Raw genomic sequence first — 19312 nt, 5'->3', positions numbered from 1 at the left:
CGGAGGCAGACTCTGTCGCATCGGCGTTAGTGCCATGCTCGCTCAATGGCTTAGGCTCGCTCGGTAACTTGGTCACAGTCGTTACTCTGCACTGAGCAACACAGACATACCGACGCGCAGATCAGCAATTGGCGCCGTTGGGCGTAATTCAACCTCAAAGGTGCGCATATCAAAATCGTGGCCGCTTTCGGTCGAACGCCAAGTCGCAAAATCCCCCATCACACTGATATGGGAGACAGTAAACTCTACCGTTTTATCCAGCGCTGGCAGTGTTAATTGCAGTTTATCGCCCTTTTTAAAACGCTTTAGTTGATCTTCACGTACTTGGAATACCGCCCAAGCGTCCTGCATATCAATCAGACTCACCACAGGGAAACCACTCGGCGCCAGTTCACCTGCTTGCAATAATACTTCGCTAATTTCCCCAGATTTAGGCGCACGCATTTGGCTATCAGCCATAATGGCACTGACTTCTTTCACCGCGCCTTCGGCCATACGCGCATTCCCCGCCGCAGCAGCTTTGGTTTCGACCCGCGCGCCTTCTTCGGCCATTTGATACATGGCTAACGCCGCTTGTTCTGTATATTTTGCCGCTTGCCACTGGGTAAAGGCTTCATCGCGTTTTTGCCGTGCAGCGACTCCTTCAGCAAATAAGTTTTCAACGCGGGTATAGGTAGTTTTTGCCAGTGTTGCCGCGGCTTGCGCCTTAAGCCATTGCTCTTTAGCTGCCATCACTTCTTGGCTACGGGCACCATTATTTGCCTCTTGTTGCAAGGCTTTAGCGGCATCACGGCCACCTTCGGCCTGCATCAACTTGGCATCTAGCTCAGGGCTGTGGATCGCAAATAACAAATCACCTTCATTGACACTATCGCCACGGCGTACAAGCACTTGCTCGACCCGCCCAGGCACCTTAGAGGATACGTTATATTCGCGGGCTTCAATCTGCCCCTGCAACACACTCGGCTTTGGGCTATAAGCCAGTTTGAGCCCATAGGCTAAAATAAGGCCTAATGCGACCAACGCCGTGAGAGCAAGAATTCTGTTAGCGCGCATTGATAGTCTCCTGCGATTGAGTGCCTGTGGCACTGCGACCGATAAATTCATCTAATTGACCACTGATGGCCATTAATCTGGCATAGGCTTGCACATAGCGATAACTGGCACCAAGCTGCTGGGTTTTAACGGCGCTCAGTTTTAATTCGGCATCGACCCTATCGATAGACGTTGAAAGCCCTTGATTAAAGGCGATTTCCCTTAAACGCAGGTTCTCGGTGGCCAGTTCGAGTGAGGTATTCAGGGCCTTGAACTCTTCTTCGGCCTGTAATAACTGGCGGTAACTTTGGTCGAGCAGCAAACTTAAGTCTTGGCGTGTCTGCGCCTTAGTGTAACGGGCTTGCAGCAAGGCACTCTTAGCCGCTTCCACTTTACCGCTGCGGCCATCGCGGCTCAGCAAGGGCACTTTTACACCGACACCGACCATCCAGTCCGGTTCTACCTTAGAAAACAAGCTGTCATCTTCGTATAAGGTGTAATTACCAAAGAGGAAAACCGTGGGGTGATATTTACCTTTCTCTAAGGAAACCAAACCATTCGCCTGCGCCTCTTTAGCCTCGAGCAGTTTAAGCGCCGGGTGTTGATTTAAGGTCATTTGGGTCAAGTCCCCCAATGACGGCGCCTGCGGTAACACAAACAGTGGCGAGTTAGTACTAACATCACTCCGTTGCAACATACGCGATAGGGCGATAACGGCCATTTCATGTTGGCGGCGGGCGCTGCCTAAATTGACCTTAGCATTATCTAAGGCCACTTGAGCATTCAGGCGCTCGACCTTAGCGATTTGCCCCTCGCGCTCCAGCGCCAGCGCATGGTCAACGTGCTTAGTTAAGGAGGCCACCAGCTCGGTTTGGGTGCTGACGAGGGATTGAGTCACATCAACGGCATAATAACGATCAACCAACTGAGTGAATAAGTCGCGGGTTGCTAACTGTAATTCCTGTTGTTTCTCGGCCACCATGGCGGCATGAATGCCTTGAGCCGCAGTGATCTGGCCGCCGGTATAAATCGGCCACATCGCCTGTAAGCTGGCGCGAAAAATATCTTGCTCGGTAAAGGGCGTGACAAATAATGAACCTGGAATACTCGCCAATATGCCACCTAATTCAGGAGGTAATGGCAATGAACCCGAGGCTAGGGGATTGAGATCCCTTAAATCTAATTCAATTGGTTTTTCGAGGTGGGTATAACTGCCATTCAGACTGAGGGACGGCAGATTTAAACTTTCGCCCGCCTCTTGCTCGCCCTTGGCGCGATTCACCTCTTGGGATTGAGCCTGGAGTTTATCGCTCACCTTAAGCACTTGCTGCCAAGCCTCAGTAAAGCTACTGGGCTGGGCGTAGGCCGCTAACGGCAATAGTGAGGGCAAAGGCAATAAACACAGCCATGCCAAACGTGATAGTTTCATTAACACCTCTAGAGTAGTTACTCTAATTTCCTTTGCAAATGATAACATCCATCATGGAAGGCGGCTAGAACCCACCACAGGAAGTGTAAGATGGGTTCTAAAATAAGCACTTAGCCAATCAAGGTAGGAGCTTCTAGCTTCTCGTTTTACGCAGTACCGCCTACGGTCAGCTTATCGAGCTTAAGGGTCGGTTGACCGACACCCACAGGCACGCTTTGACCATCCTTACCACATACACCAACGCCCTTATCTAGCGCCATGTCGTTACCCACCATGGAAATCTGACTCATGGCTTCAGGGCCATTACCGATCAGGGTTGCGCCCTTAATCGCTTGAGTCACTTCACCATTTTCGATCAAATAGGCTTCAGAGGCCGAGAACACAAACTTGCCCGAGGTGATATCGACCTGACCACCACCAAAGTTAGGCGCATAAATCCCCTTCTTCACCGACTTGATGATCTCGCTTGGGTCGGACTCGCCCGCCGTCATATAAGTGTTGGTCATCCGCGGCATCGGCAGATGCGCATAAGATTCACGGCGACCATTACCCGTTGGTGCCACACCCATCAGGCGCGCATTTAATTTATCTTGTATGTAACCTTTAAGAATACCGTCTTCAATTAACACGGTTCTCTGGGTTTGTACGCCTTCATCGTCGATGCTCAATGAGCCACGACGATTCGCAAGCGTGCCATCGTCCACCACAGTCACCAGTTTCGACGCCACTTGCTGGCCAACCATGCCACTAAAGGCGCTGCTACCCTTGCGGTTAAAGTCGCCTTCCAGACCATGGCCTACAGCTTCGTGCAATAACACGCCTGGCCAACCATTACCGAGCACCACGGGCATTTCTCCGGCGGGCGCATCGATGGCATTGAGGTTAACTTGTGCCTGACGCACCGCTTCACGGGCAAAGGCAAAGCACATAGATAAACCGGTTTCATCATTTACCATAAACACGCTGTAATCGTGACGACCACCGCCACCGGCACTGCCACGTTCACGCTTGCCATTTTCTTCTAAAATCACGCTGCAATTAAAGCGCACTAACGGGCGAATATCGGCAGCTAAGGTGCCATCGCTGGCAGCGACCAAGATTTCTTCGTGCACACCCGCGAGGCTAATCACCACTTGAATAATGCGGCTATCGAGGCTACGAACATAAGCATCGGCCTCTTTCAGCAGGTTGATTTTTTTCACTTCCTCCATGGCGGCGATAGGGTCGAGACTATCGTACAGCGCCAAGGCTTGTCGGCGTTTGAAGGCCTGAACCTTGGCCTGCTCACCCGCCCCTGCAATACCGCGCGCCGCCTCGGCCGCAGCGCTTAAGGCCGCTGGCGTAATATCATCGGCATAGGCAAAACCGGTTTTCTCGCCGCTGATAGCACGCACACCGACACCACGTTCGATATGGAAGCTACCATCTTTAATAATGCCATCTTCGAGCACCCAAGATTCGTGGCGACTGCCTTGGAAATAGAGATCGGAAAAATCGACTTTATGTTGATGTATGGTGTTTAAATAACTTTGTAACCCATCTAGGGCTAAGCCACCCTTTAATAAACTTTGCTCTACTTGTGCTAAAAAAGGCATCGCGGTTCTCTCTGAAAGCTTGGCTAAAATTGGCAACTCACTCATTTTTAAAATAACTTAAATTCGCTGTGAGTCTATTTCATCTAAATCTGTTGAAGGCTTAATCTGTTCAAGGTTTAAGGTTCGGTGCAGTAAAGCGATTATGTTGCGCCACGGGCATTTTACTGCGGATGCTGTGCACCTCGGCCACATCGATATCGGCATGCACCCAACCTGTACCGGTTTTCTGCTCGGCAATTACCTCGCCCCAAGGGCCTATCACCATGCTCTGCCCCCAGGTCTCACGACTACCTTGGTTATGGGCGCCCCATTGGGCTGCGGCCAAAATAAAGCATTGAGTTTCAATGGCTCTGGCCTGTAATAACACCTGCCAATGGGCTTCTCCCGTGACCTTAGTAAAGGCCGAAGGCACGGTAATAATCTCGGCTCCCGCAAGGCGCAGCGCCCTAAATAAGTCCGGAAAGCGTAAATCATAACAGATGGTCAAGCCAATTTTGCCAAAAGGGGTGTCGATGACACTGATATGATTGCCGGGGCAGAAGGTTTCACTCTCGCGGTATTGCTTAGTGCCGTCGGCGACATCCACATCAAACAGATGCAGTTTATCGTATTGCCCTAAGGTATCACCTTTATCATCAAACAAATAACAACGGCTGTAGATGCGCCCATCCTCCGCCAGCGCAGGAATCGTCCCTGCCACCATAAACACCCGATAGCGCGTAGCTAAGGCACTTAAGGCAGATTTTAACGGACTGTGATGACTATCGCCCGCATAGGCTAGTTGCTGGCTCTCATGGCCACCAAACAATAAACTGCATTCGGGTAACACCACTAAATGCGGGGCATCTTTGTCCCATTGCAGGCACTCACGGGTTAATTCCTCAAGCTGCGATTCGATAAACAACAGATTCGCACTGACGTCGCGACTGCTCTGACATTGCAACAGGCTGATGCGCATGACTATCTCCTTGAATTGTGTTTATCGACAATACCACCTTGGGGCTCACAGGCTTAGGTTGTTCTGGTTCGGCTTTAGGCGGCTCAGCAGGCTCAACCTTAGGGAGCGTCGGCGTTTGCGGCGATGTCTCTTCCTTAACAGCTTTTACAGGTTTCTCTTTAGCTTTATCAGCATCTAGCGCAGGTTGCTCGTTGTTTTTTTCGGGCTCGACGGGCGGCTTATCGTCTGTCTTGGTCGGGGCGCTATTCTTGACGGGTGGCGCATCATTCGGCTCAGCACCCTCGGTTAGCGCTGGCAATTCGCCCCCCACCATAGGCAGAATCGACTCGGGGATTTCAATCTCTTTACTCTTACGTTCCAGTTCCTCTACCACAGGCTCAGACATAGTGCCCGTTACTCGGAAACGGATCTCAGAGATCACCTCAATCACAGGCTCTAACACTTTGGTTAAGGCAAACGCCCCAAGCCCGAGCGTCCACGCACTGGTACTGAGCAGCACCACAGTTGGCACACTTGAGGCCAGTTGCGGCACAAAACGGATATCGTAATTTAAGCTTTCGCTGGTGAGATCCGTATAGCCGCGCACCTTCATATTACCTGCTATCGCATCCATTTCAGTGTCCGTAGTTTTCACTACACCATTATCGATTTGCAGATTACCGGTAAAGGAATTGAAGTACATGCCTTGACCAAATACATCACTGAAATCTAAGGACAATTTACGTACTAATGAATCGAGGCTAAACAGTGAGAAAATCCGTGCGCCCTTATCGCTCACTTGGGATAAATGGCCTTTGCCCAATTCAAATTTAACTTTACCATTCAAGGTTTCAAGGGAAAACGCATAGGGTGCACCTTGCCAAGCTAGCTCGGCATTCACCTTCAATGGAGCTTCATTTACACCGGGATCGATCCCAAGTTGGTGACTCAAATAGCTAAACTGACTAGCATTCAAACTGACGGATAACTCGGTTTGATTTTGACCATTCTGCTGTTGCCAAATCCCATTCCCCTGCAAAGACACCTCAGGAGTGGTTAAAGATAACGTCTGAATGCGGTAACCCGAGGCTTGCGGACTTGCTTGCACCACTAACTGGCCAAATGGCTTATCGAAAAAACGAAAATCCTCTACATTCACCGCAACGGGCGGCAAATTAGTGAGCACCTGCTCCGCCGCAAAATCCGCTTCACCTTCAGGCTTCACATTGGGTGAAAAATAGAACTTACTGGCAGTCACTTTTAAACCTTGCGTCAACCAATTAGGGTAAAAATCTACCGTTCCTTCAAACTCACTAGCTTTGGCATCGAAGCGCCAACCATTTTCATTGGGTTTAGCGCTGAGTCTCAACTCTGTAAGCCCTTGCCCTAATAAATCAAACTTGCCGATATTTGCATCAACCCCAGCCACTGAAGGGAATAAGTTAGCGTTATTTGCCTCTTCCACCAAAATACCAGTGCGAGTCGGTTTGTTATCTGAAGCAACAAAGGCATTAATTACGGGTAACCAATTAGCTAACTTGCCACTGGTTACATCGATCTTAATGTGTCCAAGCTCGGTATTGGGCACCTCGGTAGCCTCGAAGAGTCGCCCTAATAGCAGATCAAAATAATTGAATTGCGTACCTTTTTCAGCCTCAAAGCCGCCAATAAACTCAGCTTGTTTATCGAGTTTTACCCTCAGGGTTGAAGTCTGCTGATCACCAGAAAACTCGGCCATTAAAGGCCTAGGCTCGTCAGCAGGTTTTGCGAAAATGCCCGGTAATGTTAAGGTGGCACCGACCAGATCGGAACCTAAATTGGCTTGAATTTGATAGCCTTGCTCATCGAATATCATGCTCAAGTTACCGCCCCAAGCGACTTTACCTTGGTAAAACTTACTTAAGGGATTTTGTAACTCTAAGGGTAAACGACTGAGATCCCAACGACTCTTCATATCCACATTCAGCGCAAAATCTTTACCTTCGGGTTGAGTGACAAAACTAAACTCCAAGGGCTGCTCAAACAGGCGAGACTTAATCCCTTTGCCTTCGACTATCTCGTTGGCAAATTGCACTGTGCCCGTCACCGCCTTGAGTTGTAACCCTGGCTGCGCAATAAACACCGGCGTGTTATCAAACATAATTTGACCGCGGATATCCTCAGCCTCACCCTCATACAAGGGAATACTAATATCTAAATTCCCCGTTATCGCGCCCTGCACTTGCACAACCTTTAAGGTTTTGCCCACAGTATCGGCAAGGGGAGAAGCCTGTAGCACTTGAGTCGCAGCACTGCCTTGGGTCGCAAGATCGGCCTGAATTTTTAACAGCGAATGCTCGCCTAACTCGGGAATAAACACGTGGGCACCATCGGCAACCACATTCATCAACTTTCCTTGGTTAACCCAGATATCCATGCGGGCATTTTCAAACAAGGCATCGAGGGAAAGATCAGTGACTGCGGGCCAATCTGGTTGGAATTGGTATTCGGCATTGTTTAAGGTAAATGCCGCTTGGAACACACCGCTATTATCCTCAAAGGGAAAACTCGATAATGCCCCCTGCCATAATACTTGGGCGTTTTGACTCTGCCCCGCTTTAATCGCACCATCCAGATACTCAACCAGTGACTCGCCCATGGCTTTGATCGGGAAGTATTTATCCGCATTGGCGGCATTTTTGACTTCAACATTGGCGGCAAGGGACATACTGGTAGCAGCGCTAAAATCCAGCTTTAGAGCAGCAGCAAGACCAATATCGTCGTTTTCGAACTGCACCTGAGGCACAGATAAGGTTGCCCTTTGGGTATCGAAGGCACCGGTTAACGCCGCGCCATGCAGCACTAAAGGCGCTGAAAATTGATCGCCAAAATCGAAGGTATAAGTTTGCTCGGGAAGCGAAAAAATTAACTTTTCATCCTGCCATTGCAACTTCAGATCCAAGGGGTTGATATTGGGTATTCCTTCCACTTTCTGCCAGTGCAATTGCTTAACGCTAGTGCTTGCGAGCAAAGGCTGATCTGCCGCTTGATAGAGACGAATCGGTCCGACGCTACCCTCGGGCGCGAGCTGAAACCATTGCTGCAATACGGCTAAATCGACACCCGGAAATAATGGCAAGAGTGGAAATAAGGTCGGTAAATCCAAACGGCTAACATAGGCATATAAAGCATCGTCTTGCTGCTTGGCCGCAAACTTCAGCTCGGGCCAATGCACTCCATTGGTGACAAAATCCAAATGAGTGCTGCTGATCTCCCAACCTGCCGCGTTTGGCTCCCAATGAATGCTACCGGACTGGATCTCAAACTTTTGCGGTTGACCTTGCATCGACCATTGCAACCAACTTGGCTCAAACTGCACGAGTCCAGAACGTAAACTTCGATGGGCAAAATCAAACCACGCCTTAAGATTGACTATCCCTTCTAAGGGCAGTTTTTTGCTTGGATCATAGGGATTAGGTTGGCGTGATGCCCATTCGCCCAAATCTAAGGACTGAGCCGCCAGATAAACTTGTCCAGTTAAACTCTCGGGCGCTGTAGCATCGCCGTTAATATCGAGTTGCAGGCTGAGCGATTCCTTAACCAAGGTATTGTTATCGAGGTAAATCTCCCCCGCGCCGCGGTGGCGCTCACCACTATTACGCCAATTGAGGTGACGAATATGAATGGGTCGATATTCATGTTGCAAGCTAAGCAGTTGCACCGAAGCATCCGTCAGCGAGAAACGCTCGAGCTGCTTTAAGAGCAGCTTATACAACCAATCGGTTTGCGCCGTTTGATTGGCCGCCCCCTGCGCCTTATTACCCGATAATTTATCGATATCGAGGGCAATATGAACACCATCGAAATTGACATCTTCAATGCGTGGACTGGTGGTCAGTAGCGATTGCCAAAAATCCAATTTGATTTGGACATGCTTCACCAACACGGTAACAGGGAGCTTGTCCTGCGTAGGGATCACTAGATTATCAACCGTTACCGCTGGGCCAAAGGCCTGCCAGTGGGCGGATAACTCGCCAACTTGGATATCAATTTGATATTCGCTTTTTACATACTCAACTAACTGCTGGCGTACTTCATCGACCTGAGGCAATAATCCACGGATCAAGCTTACCGTCAAGGCAAACAAGACTAAGATCAGTGCCAGTAATTGCCAGCAAAAACGGCTTAGTTTTTTAGCAGTAAAAAGCGTTGCCACTACATCATCACCACGTCGTATTTATGCTGGGAATACATAGGCTCATTTTGCAGGCGAATACGCTTACCTATATAAACTTCAAGCTCGGCGACCAAATGACTTTCATCTCCACTTAAACTGTTATAGACAGCGGGCGAGCAGTAAAGCAAAAACTCGTCGGCGTCATAGGCCCGATTCAAGCGAATAATTTCGCGGAAGATTTCATAAGAAACAGTTTCTACCGTCTTCATGCTACCCGTGCCCTGACAGGCTGGACACTCACTGCATAGCACATGCTCTAGGCTCTCGCGGGTGCGCTTACGGGTCATTTCAACTAGACCCAACCCAGAGAAACCACTGACATTAGTCTTAACTCTGTCCTTGGCGAGCGCACTATTTAAGCTATTGAGTACCCGCGTTTTATGCTCGTCGCTCAGCATATCGATAAAGTCGATAATGATGATGCCGCCGAGATTTCGTAGCCGCAGTTGCCGTGCAATCGCTTGGGTGGCTTCAAGGTTAGTGTTAAAGATGGTTTCTTCAAGATTACGGTGGCCCACAAAGGCACCAGTGTTGATATCGACCGTAGTCATAGCTTCAGTCTGATCGATAATCAGATAACCGCCAGATTTAAGCTCCACCTTGCGTCCCAGAGCGCGCTGGATTTCATTTTCGACATCGTACAAATCGAAAATTGGCGCTGGGCCAGAATAGTGCTCAATCTTGTCAGCGATTTCCGGCATAAACTCTTGGGCGAAGGCTTGCAGCTCGGCAAAGGTGCGGCGCGAATCGACTTGAATTCGGTCTAATTCGGTTCCCACAAAGTCGCGCACAATGCGCACCGGCAGGGCCAGATCTTGATAGAGTAATGCTACGCCACGGCGCTGACGCCGCTCGGAGACCTTAGACCATACTCGGCGCAAAAAAGCCGCATCTTGGGCAAGTTCGTCCTCACCTACGCCCTCGGCAGCAGTGCGGATAATAAAGCCGCCGTCTTCATCGACGAATGGCAGAGTGATTTTTTTAAGACGACTGCGCTCTTCTTCCTGCTCAATCCGCTGGGACACCCCAACATGGCTAGAGCCAGGCATAAACACCAAATAACGGGAAGGCAGTGTGATATCTGTGGTTAGGCGCGCACCTTTAGTGCCCAGAGGGTCTTTCACCACTTGCACCATAATATCTTGCCCTTGGCGAACCAGCTCGGCGATATCACGGACCACAAAATGGCCCTTCTCCACATCGGCCACGCATTCAGTGTGCGGCACAATGTCGGAGGCATGTAAAAACGCGGCTTTATCTAAGCCAATATCCACAAATGCGGCTTGCATGCCGGGCAACACTCGGCTGATTTTGCCCTTGTAAATATTGCCCACCAAACCACGCTTCATGCGCCGTTCAATATGAACTTCTTGCAGCACGCCGTGCTCGACTAAGGCAACGCGCGCCTCAGAGGGGGTTACATTAATCAGTAATTCTGAACCCATCTTGCGCTGAATTTTATTCGGATTTAAGCGACTGGTATTCACGACTCACCCCATTAGGGAAATTAAATTAATCTCAGTATGTTTTAAGCCTGAAAACCAATACCGCAGACTAGATAATGCCCGCCTCAGATAAGAGTTGGCGAGTTTCGACTAATGGCAAACCGACAACACAGGAGTAACTACCATCAATTGACTCGACAAAACAGCCACCTAATCCTTGGATCCCATAGCTGCCCGCTTTATCCATGGGCTCTTGTGAGGCAACATAGGCATCGATATCTGCATCAGAAAGCACACAAAAACGCACTAAGGTTTCAACTAAACGCACTGCGGTATGATTGACACTTGCTAAGGCGACGGCGGTCATCACAATGTGTGCTCTTCCAGAAAGCGCACGTAGTACCCGCTTGGCATCGGCCTCATCAACTGGCTTACCTAATATTTCATTTTCAAGCACCACGATAGTATCAGAACCTAATACAGCAGGCTGTGACATACCTGAGCATAATGCAAGCCCAGCCTGGGCCTTTTCAGCCGCAAGGCGCTGAACATAATCCCGTGGTAACTCTCCTGTCTTCGGAGTTTCGTCAATATCTGGTGCTACTTGCGCAAACGTAAAATCAGCCCGTCCGAATCCAATATGAGTCAGTAATTCTTTCCGGCGCGGCGATGTCGAGGCTAAAACTAAATTCACAACTAACGAACCTTATAATGACGTCGAATGCGACGTAAAATCCAAAAAATCCAAGGCCAAAAAACGAGGCCCGATAGTGCAGGCAAAAACAGTTCAGAGTGGAATGTTGCGCCATCCATCACAAACTCAACCCAATAAACAATGAGGTGATAGATAGCAATTAACAGCATTATGACCAGCGACTGTTGCCATTTCGGGAAGTTACGTAAACGCTGACAATGTAAAATAGCAATATAAATCACCAACGACATTGCCAAAGATCGAACACCTAAAGTCGCGCCCAAGAGAATATCGAGAGCTAAGCCCATAACCCAAGCCGTCAGAATGTTATATCTGTGGGGCAACGCAATGGACCAATAGATCAAAATCATCAGTAACCAATCAGGACGCCAGGCCTCAACAATTACTGGCAGTGGCATAATTTGGCTTAAGAGCCCAACAAATAGGGTTAGCCAAACCGCGATGCGTCCATTAGCAGCTTGTAAACTCATTAGTGCACCTCTGCTGGCGGTTGGGTAGTAGCAGCGTTAGATGCCCCATTAGCGTTACTGGATGCTGCATTGGGATTACTGGGTACCACATTGACATTTGTGCCCTGAGTACCGCCTTGAGTCGTTGGCGTTCCATTACTGGTATCAGGCTTAACGTCTTGTGCAGGATGATCTGCGGCCGGTACTGGCACTTGATTAGGCAGTGTCACACCCGAATCTGGCGATGGCCAAATTAACAGGAGATAACGAATACGGTCGAGTGCCGCCAGTGGCTGAGCCGTGACTCGCGCATAACTTTGGCCATCTTCGGTAAAGACTTCCACTACCCGCGCAACCGGATACCCTTCAGGGAAGCGGTTACCTAAGCCAGAAGTGACCAGTAGGTCGCCCACACGAATATCGGTACTCTTGGCAACATGGCGTAACTCAATTTCATCAAGTTCCCCCGTCCCGTTGGCGACAAGGCGCACATCATTACGGGTAATCCGTACGGGTAAGCCATGGGACACATCAGACAGTAGTAACACTCGGCTAGTCATCTCACTGACCTGCACAACTTGCCCCACCACACCTTGCGCATCCACAACAGGCTGACCAACAAAGACACCACTGCGGGAACCTCGGTTTAAAACCACATAATGATGGGAAGGATCGCTGGCAACCTCCATGACCTCTGCAACCATCTTGAGAGAATCCTGATAGGCAGGCGAACCTAGCAAGGCGCGTAAGCGTTCGTTTTCCTGACGTAAATGCTCGAAACGCTGTAAGCGTTCACTCATTAATAATTGTTGCCTTAACAGCTCTTTATTTTGCAACGCCAACATATTGCGGGTCGCAAAACTCTCAGAAGACCAATCGAGGATCGCACTGGGGACACTCGCGAGGTATTGAATAGGGCTTAAAGCGGATGAAAGGGATTCACGGGCAGGCTCAAGGCGGTGATTTGCCGCAAGCAAAATCACCGACAGGATAATTGCCAGTGTTAAACGGAACTGGTTCGAAATACCACGAACAAAAATTGGCTTCATAGGAAAGCTAAGGCGGTGATTAGCCGCCCTATACCGAAGTTAGATTAGGTTTCTTCGGAGAACAGATCGCCGCCGTGCATATCAATCATTTCAAGGGCTTTACCACCGCCACGCGCAACGCAGGTCAGAGGATCGTCCGCCACCATGACTGGAATTCCCGTTTCTTGCATTAATAAACGGTCTAGGTCACGCAGCAGCGCACCACCACCAGTTAACACCATGCCGCGCTCAGAGATATCAGAGGCTAATTCTGGTGGCGATTGCTCTAATGCCACCATAACCGCACTCACAATACCCGATAATGGCTCTTGCAGTGCTTCTAAAATTTCGTTGCTGTTGAGGGTAAAGCTACGAGGCACACCTTCGGCCAAGTTACGACCACGGACTTCAATTTCTAACACTTCATCGCCTGGGTAAGCAGTACCGATTGTGTGTTTGATACGCTCGGCGGTAGCTTCACCAATCAAGCTGCCATAGTTACGGCGAACATAGTTGATGATCGCGTCATCAAACTTGTCGCCACCAATACGCACTGAGGAAGAATATACAACACCGTTCAAGGAGATAATGGCGACTTCAGTCGTACCACCGCCGATATCAACGACCATTGAACCTGTGGCTTCAGAAACAGGTAAACCTGCACCGATGGCCGCGGCCATTGGCTCTTCAATCAAATACACCTCACGGGCACCCGCGCCCATGGCTGACTCGCGAATGGCGCGGCGTTCAACTTGCGTTGCGCCAACGGGAACACAGACTAAAACGCGTGGGCTTGGACGAAAAAAGCTGTTGTTATGCACTTGTTTAATAAAATGCTGCAACATTTTCTCTGTCACATAAAAATCAGCAATCACACCGTCTTTCATCGGACGAATTGCTTGAATATTGCCAGGAGTACGGCCTAACATCTGTTTAGCTTCTGTACCGACAGCCGCTACAGATTTCTGACCAGAGCTGTTACGCTCACCACGTATAGCAACAACAGAAGGCTCATTGAGGACTATGCCTTCGTCACGAACATAAATTAAGGTGTTAGCTGTACCCAAATCGATCGATAGATCATTAGAAAAAATGCCACGCAGCTTCTTGAACATGTAACTAGCCTGTATTCTGTGGAGTCAGAAGAAAAGAAAAATCAGCTAACTTTATCAATGCCACCCTGATTCCACAAGACCGTTGAGGTTAACAATCGCTAATGGAGTGATTTTTTTTCAAATAGACCACTCAAAAACACTATTTAATCGATAAACGCGCCTTATTGAACAAAAATCAAACAACCCAAAACCCCATTTAATACAAGCTGGCAACATGCGTAAAACCTGTATCTTGCATTTTAGCCTCAGCATGATGCTTTGAGTTCATGCAACAAAACGCATCGCATAACGATAAATCACTACGGACTAATTCCAATTCAGCAAAATCGATCTACCCCACTAATTAACTTCTCGCCAGTAGATGATTCTGTCATGACCACGGTAACGCCCAAAAAATGCACTCGCACGGGGATCGGATAAGCTGGTTGGAGACACCCCATTCCAGTTCCAATACCATTCTAACCAAGTCGGTACGTCTAAAGGCGCGGTCACTTGACCGCGATATAAGTTGCCACTAGAGGTGAGAGCTCGCCACAGCAAATCAAATTGCCCCGCTTGAAATGCTGAAGATGCGCCAGTGCGAGTAATACTCTGCCCCGTGGCTAAATCCGGGTCAAAATTGTAGCCAAGGCCTGCATTATCCACCTGCGAACCTAAACCATAAGTGGCAATGGTGCAGCTATCATTTCCATTTATTACCCAACTAGTGCCATTCCAATACTCAGCTCTTGTCGGCATTTTAAGGATTTCAGTCTCTGGGCCATAGGTGTTATCCATCACCACTCGGCCGTGGCGTAGGAGTTGAGTGGTGATTTTCTTAGCATTACAGTTAGTGCAAGCGCCCGAAGATGCCGCATCCATATCCGGTAAGGCCACATAGCTGTAAAGTCCATTTGGCCGAGGATCGTTATCCAGCAACTGCACGCCAATATCGAGCAGCTCGAAGGGGCCATCCTGATACAGATTGGCAGCAAGATTTGGCGTTATTCGACTAAAGGTTGCTCGATAAGCGCCATCCACCGTCGCCACACCCTGACTCCAACTATCAACCTTTACAGGCAAGGCACTTAAGCGACTCTGTAAATCGACACCATTGTTATTGTTTTCTCCGACCAATTTCGCAGTTGCAAGGGAGAATGGTGGGAAATAGTTTTGTGTCACCGCGCCGCCGATATTCAAGGCTTTGATGCTCATTGACATAGGAAAAGGTTGATCCATATAACTAAAACTGCCACAGGCAGGTAAGACAGAAACGTCTCCCACTAAAAATCTATCGGGCACAAAGCGACCAATATTGGCTGAATAGCCAATCGGAATATTCAAGCTGCTGGCTGAGCCAAGGTAATTAGGACTCGCCTGCGCCGTAATTTGAAACACGCCAACTTCGCTAATACTTTGATTACTGATGGTGTTGAGATTATTAGTTTGCGCGGTATGGCTATAGGAAGTGACGCCTAACACCCCATCATGGCCACCACTGGCGATACTAGGCGCAACAACTTTACTGACAAGCTTCATGGCTTGGTCGCTAAAGTTAGGCGTCGATAAGTTGCCCGAACAAAAATCCGTATCGCCATCTTTTTCCCATGCCATGGCTTGTAGTGTCATAGCGAAATTCTGCCCCGCTTTAAGGTAAGCATTACAGCTCATATCCGCACTTGGGCAACTGGCACTGGCATCCACGGCTTTGACACATAATCCTGCCGGCACACTGACAAACTGATCGGAGCCTGTCATCAAAAGACCCGCATCTTCACCCGTGCCATCAAACCTAGCATCAAGTTGTACTCGTCCGGCATCGGGATAATTTATCTCGAGGGATGCAACGCCATTAGTAAACTGTAACGGAATTTGGGTACGTGAAACCTCAGTTTTGCCGATAGCAGTCGTTGTCGAGCCAGATACATTCCCTTTAATACTAAGAGGTTGCTGCCAAGTGCTTGGGATGGAAGAGGGGGAAATATAGCTACTCCAAAAACCAATATTCTTAGTCGTATTTTCAAATACTGGTACGCATTCCAAACTCGAATTTGACTTTCTTACTGCAGAAATATTGATGGAAGTAGGCTTGTTTGCCAATTTATCAGGGACGTCGAAAATAAATCCACTATCAGCAAAAGCTAAAGTACATGAAGCCGTATTTAAAGGACCAGTCCCCTTACGGCAAAGAGTATCGCTTCCAGCAATGGTAGATGGAATAGAACTACTGACGCCAATCGTCACTGGCGAAGCTGTCACATTATAACGTAGGCTTGCGGTTGCTATGCCATTAACAAAACTAAGACTCGAAGTATTTACTCCACCAACATACCAAGCGCCATTGGTATTGGGATTTAACGACAACTGCGCAACAACAGGATCGGTAAATAACTGACTACAATCAGCATTTGCACAGGCACGCACGGCCATTGTTTCAGCTTTACAGGTCAACGGCGAGTTCGAATAATCAAATTCAAAATGATGCACTTGTTGACCAACAGGCCGTGATTTTATGGCGCACACTTTGAAGTTATCGATTTCATGGTTGTTATTTGCTCCCCCAGTAGAACCCGTGAATGACAAATAAAAATCTTCAGGTACCGCACCCTGGCCAGCTTTTGCCCTTGCATCAAAAGCCGAAACAAGTGCTTGATAGCCTCTTCCATCACGAACATCCCGTTCAACGGAGACCCACGCTTGCCCATTGATCGTTGAATCAATTTTGATTCGATACTTATGGTTAGGTTGCGCCGTTTGGGTACTTCGCACATCAATAGCAGGGTTTAAATTTGCAGCTGTTCCAGCTAAATAACTATAATTTGATGCAGCGGAACCACGTAGGGCAATGGATTGCGCCCTAAATCCAGGCCCCCCCACTTTACCTTCGTTACCGCTCGAAAAGTTACCATATTCATCTAAACCAACACCTAGCCAACCACCAGCAAAACCCGATGTACCATCATTACGCTGAGCATACCCTAGGGCACCACCAAAACTACCCGGTTGAGGAGTCACTGATGCATCAGAGAGAATAACCGCAATACCATCCCCCCCGGTACCTGACGATGGAGACCAAGCAAAATAGTCAAACTCAACAGTGACTAGGTTATCCTCAGCAGGAAATAGCCGCTGGAAGGTACTTGATGTCGCTTGGTTACCCGATGCAGGAGTAATTCTAAGCCTGTTACCCACAATACTTGGTGGCGTTGAACTCCCTAATACTTTTATTGCCCAGTCATTTCCAAGGCTAGAACGGGAAAAATCGTCAGTAAAACATTCTTCAACAGGGGCGACTTTCTCGAGCGCGATAAACCCATAATCTTCCGAAACATGCGTCCGATCAGTATCTTGATAAGTATCTTCGTCATTGACGACACTAACCAGTGTCGATGTCAGTGTACAACGCCTTAACCAACCACCATCACTACCATTACGAGATGACTTACCCGCCACAAAGGTTGGAGCATTGTCAAACCCTGTTAACGCCGTGGTGTAAGCACATTGCTGTGTTAATGAAGTGCCTGATTGATGGGTGATGGTGTTAGCGAATTGATAGCGAACATTTTCTCCACCGAGCGCCATAGTGCCAACACCCGGTTCGATGGCAAGATAAGCAATTGTCTCATCGTTAAGTGAATTCACACCACTAGGCTGACAACGCCGATTACTACCTGAACCAGAATACACTTCAGAAGTATCTAAATTTAATTGCATGCCGCCGTTATAGGGCCGAGAGATACTGGTTAACCAACAATTATTATTGCGGGTTTGCAACTGATTGAGTCTTACCGTTAATCCACTGGCAAGAGGTTGATTAACCCAGGCCGACGAAGACATGTTTAAAGCACTATTGGTCGTCACTGTGCCTGCGGTAAAACGTTTACCGTTTGATAATGTGTAGCTACCCGGAGTTACCGCAATCCAATGCACTTCTGGCATGGGCGAAGATGGAATGTAACGATTGTTTGGGCTCGAAGGCTCTGCTTGGTACCAAGTAAAACCTGTATTGCTCACATTCGACAAGAAAACCGAAGCAGGTCCATCAGCATTAATGGATGAACTCGAAATGGTAGGCATCAAGAATACGAGGGGAGTCACTCCAGCAGGAAAGGCCTCATCAAAAACCACTGAAGTAGATGTCGCCTTACCAAAACTCAGTTGAGGGTTCGAACCGCCAATAATTTTTGAATCATCATTAACCGTTAATTTACGAGAGGTTATACGGCCAAAAATGGTATTAGTGCCATTAATAGTGACTTCTGCATCGCTGTAGATATAAGCATTTATATCAATATTAGATGTATTTAGAGCGATATTACTGTACCCCAAAAACAGTAATTCACCGGCGCCAGATGCATTAAACTTTAGGGCGCCTGAAATGTTAACGGCATTTTTAACAAAAAATCGTACATCGCCCGCGATATTAATATTGGGTGAACCACCAGTAACGGTAAAATTCTCAACCCAATAATCTCCCGCGGATAAATTAAGCACAGTCGATTTATCGAGAATCAGATTTTTAATTTTATAAGTAGAGTGATTAGCAGAAAACGCTAGCTGACAGCCATTTTTATCTAAAATAATTGAACCAAATTCCGTTGTATTATCAGCCCCAAAGGTGGTACTGGGTTGGCATTGACCATAACCAATCCCAACAGAACCATTACCCGTTTGAAACTGATTAGCGGGAGAATTCAAATTAAGGCCTGCAATATCAGAACCCGTAATATCACAATATCGAACCCCTCCGGCACCATCATCACAGACATTATTCTGCATACTATTACCCGCCTTATTGCTGCTGCAATAAGCGAGATGTTGCCCGCCCGTTCCATCAATAAAACCGCGATAGATAGTTAAGTTTGAAGCAGGGCTTGCACATCCACTGGCCGTTCCATGGTGTCCTTGAACCACCGCAGGAAAATACTTGTTATAGTCAACACTCTCAAACGCTTGAGTCGAATAACTGCATAACAGCAAACTAATTAACATCCCTAGCAATCTAACCACGGGCTTCTACCTCTACTTGACGGCTAACACGGGTATCACCATTCTCACACACCGCTTTACTATTGATCCGATATTGAGTGACAGCGCCAGCCGCATAGGATGTGCAGCTTAAACTGACGCTACAGGCATGAAAGCCCACCACATCGGGTGGCGTCCAACTGCTTGAAACACTGGTACAAGTCGCCGTAGCGTTGGCAGGCGCATTCAATGGGAATAATTGCGCTAATGCGGCATCGGCACCGCTATTCGCCGCGGCTAAAGCCCGGGTTCCCCACACCTCTTGAGTTAATCCGGTATCGGCATCTTCGACGATGTTGATTAGGGCGGCGGCCAATAAAAACATCACAGTAATAACAAAA

At 48.3% G+C, this 19312-nt stretch carries 12 protein-coding genes; all 12 read right to left on the bottom strand.

Annotation, left to right across the window (positions count from 1 at the left end):
- Window positions 1-81: 81 nt before the first annotated feature.
- Window positions 82-1056, bottom strand: a complete 975-nt coding sequence (locus L976_RS03910; RefSeq protein WP_037430615.1) for an HlyD family secretion protein — start codon at window positions 1054-1056, stop codon at window positions 82-84.
- Window positions 1046-2464: a TolC family protein gene (locus L976_RS03905; RefSeq protein ID WP_047534431.1), complete on the bottom strand. Its 1419-nt coding sequence runs from the start codon at window positions 2462-2464 to the stop codon at window positions 1046-1048. Before L976_RS03905 ends, L976_RS03910 begins: the two co-directional genes overlap by 11 nt.
- 146 nt (window positions 2465-2610) lie before the next feature.
- Window positions 2611-4059 (bottom strand): metalloprotease TldD, encoded by a 1449-nt coding sequence (tldD, locus tag L976_RS03900; protein ID WP_047540118.1) that lies wholly within the window; start codon window positions 4057-4059, stop codon window positions 2611-2613.
- A gap of 109 nt (window positions 4060-4168) precedes the next feature.
- On the bottom strand, window positions 4169-5017 hold the full coding sequence (locus L976_RS03895; RefSeq protein ID WP_047534428.1) for a carbon-nitrogen hydrolase family protein: 849 nt from the start codon (window positions 5015-5017) through the stop codon (window positions 4169-4171).
- Window positions 4941-9191, bottom strand: a complete 4251-nt coding sequence (locus tag L976_RS03890) for a YhdP family protein (protein ID WP_047534424.1) — start codon at window positions 9189-9191, stop codon at window positions 4941-4943. The genes L976_RS03895 and L976_RS03890 overlap by 77 nt, the downstream gene beginning before the upstream one ends.
- A complete protein-coding gene (gene rng, locus L976_RS03885; RefSeq protein WP_051714234.1) occupies window positions 9191-10657 on the bottom strand; it encodes a ribonuclease G in 1467 nt (488 codons plus the stop codon). The genes L976_RS03890 and rng overlap by 1 nt, the downstream gene beginning before the upstream one ends.
- 109 nt (window positions 10658-10766) lie before the next feature.
- The gene (locus L976_RS03880) at window positions 10767-11351 is read right to left on the bottom strand and encodes a Maf family protein (protein WP_037422448.1); all 585 of its coding nucleotides are present in this window, start codon (window positions 11349-11351) and stop codon (window positions 10767-10769) included.
- A gap of 2 nt (window positions 11352-11353) precedes the next feature.
- A complete protein-coding gene (gene mreD, locus L976_RS03875) occupies window positions 11354-11842 on the bottom strand; it encodes a rod shape-determining protein MreD (protein ID WP_037422445.1) in 489 nt (162 codons plus the stop codon).
- Window positions 11842-12870 (bottom strand): rod shape-determining protein MreC, encoded by a 1029-nt coding sequence (mreC, locus tag L976_RS03870; protein ID WP_037422442.1) that lies wholly within the window; start codon window positions 12868-12870, stop codon window positions 11842-11844. Before mreC ends, mreD begins: the two co-directional genes overlap by 1 nt.
- 44 nt (window positions 12871-12914) lie before the next feature.
- A complete protein-coding gene (locus L976_RS03865) occupies window positions 12915-13964 on the bottom strand; it encodes a rod shape-determining protein (protein ID WP_007651015.1) in 1050 nt (349 codons plus the stop codon).
- 339 nt (window positions 13965-14303) lie between these two features.
- The gene (locus L976_RS03860; RefSeq protein WP_047534416.1) at window positions 14304-18935 is read right to left on the bottom strand and encodes a DUF6701 domain-containing protein; all 4632 of its coding nucleotides are present in this window, start codon (window positions 18933-18935) and stop codon (window positions 14304-14306) included.
- A 10-nt stretch (window positions 18936-18945) separates the two neighbouring features.
- Window positions 18946-19312 (bottom strand): MSHA biogenesis protein MshP (locus tag L976_RS03855; RefSeq protein ID WP_081990947.1); only part of this gene is annotated, 367 nt, incomplete at its 5' end.

It is taken from the genome of Shewanella sp. ZOR0012 (assembly GCF_000798835.1).
Classification (GTDB): Bacteria; Pseudomonadota; Gammaproteobacteria; order Enterobacterales; family Shewanellaceae; genus Shewanella; species Shewanella xiamenensis.
This window is presented reverse-complemented; position numbering and strand designations above follow the sequence as displayed.